Below are 6,097 nucleotides of genomic sequence, written 5' to 3'. Positions count from 1 at the left end.
GCCAGCTCGCCCCGTTGTCGTTGTCGGTCGGCGCCCGCCACACGTCCAGCCGTGGCGCGAGCCCCTGAGCAAAGCTCAGGGGGCGCCTTCCTGCTTCTTACGCGCCTTCGCGGCGGACCGAGAGCAGGTCCTCCAGTTGTTCCTCGCGGGCCTGGGCGGCCACGAACAGCAGTTCGTCGCCCGCCTCCAGGGAGTCCTCCTGGCTGGGGGCCAGGACACGGGTGCCGCGGATGATCGTCACCAGGGACGTGTCCTCCGGCCACTGGACGTCCCCCACGCGCGTGCCGGCGAGCGCCGACTCGGGCGGCAGCGTCAGCTCCACCAGGTTCGCGTCACCGTGGCTGAAGCGCAGCAGGCGCACCAGGTCGCCCACGCTGACGGCCTCTTCGACCAGGGCCGACATGAGGCGCGGGGTGGAGACGGCGACGTCGACGCCCCACGACTCGTTGAACAGCCATTCGTTCTTGGGGTTGTTGACCCGGGCGACGACGCGCGGGACCCCGTACTCGGTCTTCGCGAGCAGGGAGACGACCAGGTTGACCTTGTCGTCGCCGGTGGCCGCGATGACCACGTTGCAGCGCTGGAGCGCCGCCTCGTCCAGGGACGTGATCTCGCAGGCGTCGGCGAGCAGCCACTCCGCCTGCGGGACGCGCTCGACCGAGATCGCGGTCGGCGCCTTGTCGATGAGCAGGACCTCGTGCCCGTTCTCCAGCAGCTCGCCCGCGATCGAACGGCCGACGGCTCCGGCTCCGGCAATGGCGACCCTCATCAGTGACCGCCCTCCCCTTCAGGGCCTTCGGCGAACGCCGCCTCGACCTTCTCGACGTCGTCCGTGCGCATCATCACGTGGACGAGGTCGCCCTCCTGGAGCACCGTCTGCGACGTGGGCAGGATCGCCTCGCCGAGCCGGGTCAGGAAGGCGACACGGACGCCCGTCTCCTCCTGGAGGCGGCTGATCCTCTGGCCCACCCAGGACTCCGAGGCATGCACCTCGGCGAGCTGGACCCCGCCGGTGGGGTCGCGCCACAGCGGCTCCGCGCCGGACGGCAGCAGGCGGCGCAGCATCTGGTCGGCGGTCCAGCGGACCGTGGCGACCGTCGGAATGCCCAGGCGCTGGTAGACCTCGGCGCGGCGGGGGTCGTAGATCCGCGCCGCCACGTTCTCGATCCCGAACATCTCGCGGGCCACGCGGGCGGCGATGATGTTCGAGTTGTCACCGCTGGAGACGGCGGCGAAGGCGCCGGCCTCCTCGATGCCCGCCTCGCGCAGGGTGTCCTGGTCGAAACCGACGCCGGTGACGCGGCGGCCGCCGAACCCGGAGCCCAGGCGGCGGAAGGCCGTCGGGTCCTGGTCGACCACGGCGACCGTGTGGCCCTGCTGTTCCAGGGTCTGGGCAAGCTGGGACCCTACCCGGCCACAGCCCATGATCACGATATGCACGGCCCTACCCCGCACTCCTCATAGGCCTACTGACCTGCGTAAACGTCCTGCTCATGTCTCTCTCTCGCGGCTCGGTCCAGCCGGTGTGGCTCGATCTCGGGCACGGTGCGGGCTTGTGTTGCGGCTCGCGCTCGGGACCACCGTATCCGCAATGGGCGCGAACTCGACCTTCGCGTGGGGACACCAGATCTTGTGGGCCCCGGGGGAGGGCTGAGGACGAATGGGGGTGGCGGGTGGGCGGCCCCCCGTTCGAACGCTTACGATCCTCTGCGTGTCCAAACTGACCGACGTGCCCAAACGGATCTTGATCGGGCGCGCACTGCGCAGTGATCGGCTCGGAGAAACGCTCCTGCCGAAGCGCATCGCACTCCCCGTTTTCGCCTCCGACCCGCTCTCCTCCGTCGCGTACGCGCCCGGCGAGGTGCTGCTGGTCCTGTCCATCGCGGGCGTGTCGGCGTACCACTTCAGCCCCTGGATCGCGGTCGCGGTCGTCGTGCTGATGTTCACGGTCGTCGCCTCGTACCGGCAGAACGTGCACGCCTACCCGAGCGGCGGCGGCGACTACGAGGTGGCCAACACCAACCTCGGCCCGAAGGCCGGGCTCACCGTCGCCAGCGCCCTGCTCGTCGACTATGTCCTGACCGTCGCCGTCTCCATCGCCTCCGGCATCGAGAACCTCGGCTCGGCGGTCCCCTTCGTGGTCGAGCACAAGGTGCTCTGCGCCTGCGCCGTCATCGTCCTGCTGACGCTGATGAACCTGCGAGGGGTGAAGGAGTCCGGGAAGCTCTTCGCCATCCCGACGTACGTCTTCGTCGCCGGCGTCTTCATCATGATCGCCTGGGGCGCCTTCCGCGGGATCGTCCTCGGCGACACCATGCGGGCCCCCACCTCCGACTTCCACATCAAGGCGGAGCACCAGGGCCTCGCCGGATTCGCCCTGGTCTTCCTCCTCCTGCGCGCCTTCTCCTCCGGATGCGCGGCGCTCACGGGCGTCGAGGCGATCTCCAACGGCGTACCGGCGTTCCGCAAGCCGAAGTCGAAGAACGCGGCGTCCACGCTCGCACTCATGGGCGCGCTCGCCGTGACCATGTTCTGCGGCATCATCGCGCTCGCCATGACCACCAAGGTGCGGATGGCCGAGCACCCGGCGACCGACCTGATCCACAACGGTGTGGCCGTCGGCGGCGCCTACGTCCAGAACCCGGTGATCTCCCAGGTCGCCGAGGCCGTCTTCGGCAAGGGCAGCTTCCTCTTCGTCATCCTGGCGGCGGCGACGGCACTGGTCCTCTTCCTGGCCGCCAACACCGCGTACAACGGCTTCCCGCTGCTCGGCTCGATCCTCGCCCAGGACCGCTACCTGCCGCGCCAGCTGCACACCCGCGGCGACCGCCTCGCCTTCTCGAACGGCATCGTGCTGCTCGCGGGCGCGGCGATGCTCCTGGTCGTCATCTACGGCGCCGACTCCACCCGCCTGATCCAGCTGTACATCGTCGGCGTGTTCGTGTCCTTCACGCTCAGCCAGACGGGCATGGTCCGGCACTGGAACCGGCACCTGCGCACCGAGCGCGACGCCGACAAGCGGCGCCACATGATCCGCTCCCGCGCGATCAACGCCTTCGGCGCCTTCTTCACCGGCCTGGTCCTCGTGGTCGTCCTCGTCACGAAGTTCACCCACGGCGCCTGGGTCGCGCTGCTCGGCATGTGCATCTTCTACGCGACGATGACCGCGATCCGGAAGCACTACGACCGGGTCGCCGAGGAGATCGCCGCGCCGGAGACGCCGTCCGACGACAGCGTGCGTCCGTCCCGCGTCCACTCCATCGTCCTCGTCTCGAAGATCCACCGGCCGACGCTGCGGGCCCTGGCCTACGCCAGGCTGATGCGCACGGACACCCTCGAAGCGCTGAGCGTCAACGTCGACCCGGCCGAGACGAAGGCACTGCGCGAGGAGTGGGAGCGGCGCGGCATCGACGTCCCGCTGAAGGTCCTCGACTCGCCGTACCGCGAGATCACCCGGCCGATCATCGAGTACGTGAAGAGCCTGCGCCGTGAGTCGCCGCGCGACGCGGTCAGCGTGATCATCCCCGAGTACGTGGTCGGCCACTGGTACGAGCACCTGCTGCACAACCAGAGCGCGCTCAGGCTGAAGGGGCGGCTGCTGTTCACCCCGGGGATCATGGTGACGTCGGTCCCCTACCAGCTGGAGTCCTCCGAGGCCGCCAAGAAGCGGGCCCGCAGGCGCTCGGAGTGGAACGCGCCGGGTGCCGTCCGGCGTGGCCCGGTCGAGAAGCGTCCCAAGGAGCCGAGCAACAAGTAGGGCCTGCGGTATCGGCTCGTGGTGAGCGGCCGGGTGACAGCCACGTAGACTGGTGGGCTGTTGTCCGGCCGCTTTCACGTGGTCGTGTTCCCCCTTACGTACTGGAGCCCCCGCCATGCAGGCAGAACCGAAGAAGTCACTGGTGGGGGAGGAGTACGAGGTCGAGGTCGGCCCCGTCGCGCACGGCGGTCACTGCATCGCGCGCACGGCCGAGGGCCAGGTCCTGTTCGTCCGGCACACGCTGCCCGGCGAGCGGGTCGTGGCGCGGGTGACGGACGGCGAGGAGGGCGACCGCTTCCTGCGCGCGGACGCCGTACAGATCGTCGACGCCTCCAAGGACCGCGTCGAGGCGCCCTGCCCGTACGCCGGTCCCGGCTGCTGCGGCGGCTGCGACTGGCAGCACGCCAAGCCGGGCGCGCAGCGCCGTCTGAAGGGCGATGTCATCGCCGAGCAGTTGCAGCGGCTCGCGGGCCTCACGCCCGAGGAGGCCGGCTGGGACGGCACGGTCATGCCGGCCGAGGGCGACAAGCTCCCGGCGGGCCAGGTGCCGCAGTGGCGCACGCGCGTCCAGTACGCGATCGACGCGGACGGCAACGCGGGGCTGCGCCGCCACCGCTCCCACGAGGTCGAACCGGTCGAGCACTGCATGATCGCCGCCGAGGGCGTCTCCGAGCTGGGCATCGAGAAGCGGGACTGGGCCGGGATGGAGTCGGTCGAGGCGATCGCGGCCACCGGCTCGAACGACCGCCAGGTGATCCTCGCCCCCCGGCCCGGGGCCCGCCTTCCGCTGGTCGAGCTGGACAAGCCCGTCTCCGTGCTGCGGGTCGAGGAGCACGACGGCGGCATCCACCGGGTGCACGGCCGCGCCTTCGTGCGCGAGCGCGCCGACGACCGCACCTACCGGGTCGGCAACGGCGGCTTCTGGCAGGTCCACCCGCAGGCGGCCGACACGCTCATGCGCGCCGTCATGCAGGGCCTGCTGCCCCGCAAGGGCGACATGGCCCTCGACCTCTACTGCGGCGTCGGCCTCTTCGCGGGCGCCATCGCGGACCGCGTCGGCGACAAGGGCGCGGTGCTCGGCATCGAGTCCGGCAAGCGCGCGGTGGAGGACGCCCGGCACAACCTGGCCTCGTTCGACCGCGTCCGCATCGAGCAGGGCAAGGTCGAGGCGGTCCTGCCGCGCACCGGCATCACCGAGGTCGACCTCATCGTCCTGGACCCGCCGCGGGCCGGCGCCGGCAAGAAGACGGTCGCCCAGCTGACCGCCCTCGGCGCCCGACGTGTCGCCTACGTGGCCTGCGACCCGGCCGCGCTGGCCCGGGACCTGGGCTACTTCCGCGAGGGCGGGTACCGGGTGCGGACGCTCCGGGCGTTCGATCTGTTCCCGATGACACATCACGTGGAGTGCGTGGCGATTCTGGAGCCGGCCGCCAAGGCCTCCTGAGCCGCCGGGGGCCCCGCCGGCGGATCAGGCCGCTCGGCGCTCCGCCGCCGGGCTCATGGCGTAGTCGCGGACCTGGGTGCAGCTGCGGGTGATCAGGCGGGACACGTGCATCTGCGAGATGCCCAGCCGCTCCGCGATGTTCGCCTGGGTCATGTCCTCGAAGAAGCGCAGGTACAAGATGGTGCGTTCGCGTTCCGCGAGGCGGCCCAGGCCCTTCCTGGCCGCTTCGCGGTCGGTCACGAGGTCGTAGCCGGCCTCGTTCTCGCCGAGGGTGTCGGTGAGGCTGAACTCGTCGTCCGAGCCGCTGACTTCGGCGTCCAGGGACAGCGCGCTGTAGCTCTCCAGGGCCTCCAGTCCGGCACGGACCTCGTCGGGGGTCAGACCGGTCCCGGCGGCTATCTCCTCGACGCCGGGTTCGGTGGTCCGGCCGGGCCGGTCCAGCAGCTCGCGGCGGGCGGCGCGCACCTGGTTGCGCAACTCCTGCACGCGGCGGGGCACGCGGACGTCCCAGGTGTGGTCGCGGAAGTGGCGGCGCAGCTCGCCGGTGATGGTCGGCACTGCGTACGACTCGAAGGCGCCGCGCTCGGGGTCGTAGCGGTCGACCGCCTTGACCAGCCCGACCGCCGCGACCTGCCGGAGATCGTCCAGGTTCTCGCCCTTGTTGCGGAAGCGGCCGGCGATGCGGTGGGCCATGGGCAGCCACGCTTCGACCAGTTCCTCGTTCAGCAGGTCGTGCTCGGGTCCGGACTCCGTCCCGGCGAGGCGTTCGAAGGTCTGCCGGGTGTCAGGTGCGTCGTCGTGCGCGTGGCGAGTCGCCATCAGAGAGTGCTCCTCAAGACTTGCTGCCAACGAATCGGCCGTCGAGGAGCACGTGGACCGGCAACCGGGCGCACCGC

5 protein-coding genes are annotated in these 6,097 nt (G+C 70.7%); 2 read left to right on the top strand and 3 right to left on the bottom strand.

Features of this window, described 5'->3' with window-relative positions; all coding sequences use genetic code 11:
* Positions 1-97 precede the first annotated feature (97 nt).
* A complete protein-coding gene (locus ABZ930_RS32545; protein ID WP_361555897.1) occupies positions 98-769 on the bottom strand; it encodes a TrkA family potassium uptake protein in 672 nt (223 codons plus the stop codon).
* Positions 769-1,440: a TrkA family potassium uptake protein gene (locus ABZ930_RS32540; RefSeq protein ID WP_111662526.1), complete on the bottom strand. Its 672-nt coding sequence runs from the start codon at positions 1,438-1,440 to the stop codon at positions 769-771. The genes ABZ930_RS32545 and ABZ930_RS32540 overlap by 1 nt, the downstream gene beginning before the upstream one ends.
* 271 nt (positions 1,441-1,711) lie before the next feature.
* On the opposite strand from ABZ930_RS32540, the gene ABZ930_RS32535 reads away from it, so the two are divergent.
* Both ABZ930_RS32535 and ABZ930_RS32530 read left to right on the top strand, forming a co-directional pair.
* Complete coding sequence (locus tag ABZ930_RS32535; protein ID WP_361555893.1) at positions 1,712-3,757, top strand: APC family permease; 2,046 nt, start codon at positions 1,712-1,714, stop codon at positions 3,755-3,757.
* A gap of 115 nt (positions 3,758-3,872) precedes the next feature.
* Positions 3,873-5,201: a TRAM domain-containing protein gene (locus tag ABZ930_RS32530; protein WP_361555890.1), complete on the top strand. Its 1,329-nt coding sequence runs from the start codon at positions 3,873-3,875 to the stop codon at positions 5,199-5,201.
* Between the two features lie 24 nt (positions 5,202-5,225).
* On the opposite strand, the gene ABZ930_RS32525 is transcribed toward ABZ930_RS32530, so the two are convergent.
* Positions 5,226-6,020, bottom strand: a complete 795-nt coding sequence (locus ABZ930_RS32525; protein WP_361555887.1) for a SigB/SigF/SigG family RNA polymerase sigma factor — start codon at positions 6,018-6,020, stop codon at positions 5,226-5,228.
* Positions 6,021-6,097: the final 77 nt, after the last annotated feature.

It is taken from the genome of Streptomyces sp. NPDC046716 (assembly GCF_040645755.1).
Lineage (GTDB): Bacteria > Actinomycetota > Actinomycetes > Streptomycetales > Streptomycetaceae > Streptomyces.
Note: the sequence above shows the minus strand (reverse complement) of the source record. Positions and strands in the feature narration are given on the sequence as shown.